General features: G+C 59.6%; 2 protein-coding genes. Both read left to right on the top strand.

Annotation, left to right across the window (positions count from 1 at the left end; all coding sequences use genetic code 11):
* Window positions 1–108: 108 nt before the first annotated feature.
* Window positions 109–1,005, top strand: coding sequence for a 4-hydroxy-tetrahydrodipicolinate synthase (gene dapA, locus Q0341_RS08365; protein ID WP_299512037.1), 897 nt, complete (start codon window positions 109–111; stop codon window positions 1,003–1,005).
* Between the two features lie 20 nt (window positions 1,006–1,025).
* Complete coding sequence (bamC, locus tag Q0341_RS08360; protein WP_299512035.1) at window positions 1,026–2,147, top strand: outer membrane protein assembly factor BamC; 1,122 nt, start codon at window positions 1,026–1,028, stop codon at window positions 2,145–2,147.
* The last annotated feature ends 267 nt before the right edge of the window (window positions 2,148–2,414 follow it).

Below are 2,414 nucleotides of genomic sequence, written 5' to 3'. Positions count from 1 at the left end.
CGCGATCGCCGCGCACCCGCTGCATTGGCCTGTCCCGCTGCGGGCTTGTACACCAAGCACCAGCCCGCAATCGTTAGAATGTTATTTTTGAGTTCAGAAGCACCTGACATGACCACCGAATTTCGCCCCATCCGCGGCAGCATCCCTGCCTTGATCACCCCCATGCTCGCAGACGGCAAAGTGGATTACCCGACTTTGCGAAAACTGATCGACTGGCATGTGGCCGAAGGCACCGATGCCATCGTGGTGGTAGGCACTTCGGGAGAATCCCCCACAGTCACGGTGGACGAGCACTGCGAAATCATCCGTGTCTCGGTCGAACAAGCCGCCAAACGCATCCCCATCATTGCCGGTTGTGGCGCGAACTCCACCGCTGAAGCGATCAATCTGGCCAAATTTGCACAAAAAGTCGGCGCTGATGCCCAGCTGCAAGTGGTGCCCTACTACAACAAGCCCACCCAAGAAGGCCTTTACCAGCACTTCAAAGCGATTGCCGAGGCTGTGCCCGAGTTACCCGTGATTTTGTACAACGTGCCAAGCCGCACCGTGGCCGATCTCCAGCACGATACCGTGCTGCGACTGGCCGAGGTGCCGGGAATCATCGGCATCAAGGAAGCCACCAGCAACATCGAGCGCGCTCAGTGGCTCATCCGTGAAGTTCCCAAAGAATTTGCGGTGTTTTCAGGCGATGACGCCACCGCTGTGGCTCTGATGCTGTGCGGCGGAGCCGGCAACATCAGCGTGACCGCCAACGTGGCCCCGCGCCTCATGCACGAGCTGTGCATGGCCGCCATCCGTGGCGACGTCAAAGAAGCCATGCGCATCCAATTTCAACTGATGCCCGTACACAAAAACCTGTTTGTCGAAGCCAACCCGATTCCCGTGAAATGGGCCATGCAACGCATGGGCCTGTGTGGCCCCGCCTTGCGTTTGCCCATGACCGAGTTGTCCGAACCCATGCAACCGACGGTAGAAGCGGCCCTGAAGGCCAGCGGCCTGATCTGATTTATTGTCCAAGGATGTTTGTGAACTCTTCTCTTTTTGACGCCTTGTTCCATGTCCCCTTCAAACGCGCAGCCAGTGTGCTGGCTTTGGCCGGTGTCTTGAGTGCTTGCTCGGTTTTGCAAGAAGACAAAATCGACTACAAAAGCGCCGCCAAAGCGCCCAGCCTCGAGGTTCCTCCCGACCTGACACAACTGCGCAAAGACTCGCGCTACGCCATTGAAAGCACCTCCGCCACAGCCTCGGGCTTCCAAAGCGCCAGCAGCCGCGTGGTCGATGCCGGCACCGCCGCCAACCAGCTGGGCAACGCCAAACTGGAACGCCAAGGCAACCAACGCTGGTTGGTAGTAAACCAGTCCGCAGACAAGGTTTGGGAGCCGCTGCGAGAGTTTTGGACCAGCAACGGTTTTGTCCTCGTCACCGACGCGCCAGACATCGGCATCATGGAAACCGATTGGGCTGAAAACCGGGCCAAGCTCCCCCAGGACATCATCCGCAAAACCCTGGGCAAAGTGCTCGACGCCCTTTACTCCACCGGTGAGCGCGACAAGTTCCGAACCCGCGTGGAGCGCAATGTCCAAGGCGGCGTTGAGATCTATGTCACCCACCGAGGCATGGTCGAAAATTATGCCGACCCCCAAAAAGACCGAACCATTTGGCAGCCTCGCCCGAGCGACCCTGAACTCGAAATCGAATTTTTGCGCCGCCTGATGGTCCAACTCGGCACCTCACCAGAAGCTGCCAAAGCAGCCGCTGAAACGGCAACGGCCCAGACCCAAGCAGCGCAAGTGAGCCAACTCAACGGACAGCCCGTCATTGTGCTGAGCGACAGCCTCGACCGCGCTTGGCGACGCACCGGTGTCGCGCTGGACCGAAGCGGCTTCACCGTGGAAGACCGCGACCGCGCCTCTGGCGTTTATTTTGTGCGTTACGTCGCCTCCACCGCCGCGCAAGAGCCAGGCTTCTTCGGTCGCTTGTTTGGCAGCAAAACAGACACCATCTCGGCGCTCAACAAATACCGGGTCAACCTGACATCCACCACGCAAGCTCAGAGCACCTTGCGTGTGCTGGGTGCAGATGGCCAACCCGCCCAAGCTGCAGAGGCCGAACGCATCTTGAAGCTCATTGCGGCAGAACTTCGCTGACGCCGCTGTGCATGCCCCAAACCAGGGCATGCCAAATAAGCGATTGCCCAAGCCCGGGCATCAGGCCAAAAAAAACCCCGCAACGCGGGGTTTTTTTGTATCCCCAGTGCCAAAACACCGGGGAAACTGGGACCAATTACTTGGACTCAGCGGCTGGGGCAGCTGGAGCAGCAGCGTCTGCTGCGGGGGCAGCAGGAGCGGCAGCGTCAGCAGCGGCTGGGGCTGCAGGAGCAGCTGCAGGTGCAGCGACTTCAGCAGCGGGAGCAG

The organism is uncultured Limnohabitans sp., from assembly GCF_937889215.1.
In the GTDB taxonomy this organism is placed as follows: Bacteria; Pseudomonadota; Gammaproteobacteria; order Burkholderiales; family Burkholderiaceae_C; genus Limnohabitans_A.
This window is presented reverse-complemented; position numbering and strand designations above follow the sequence as displayed.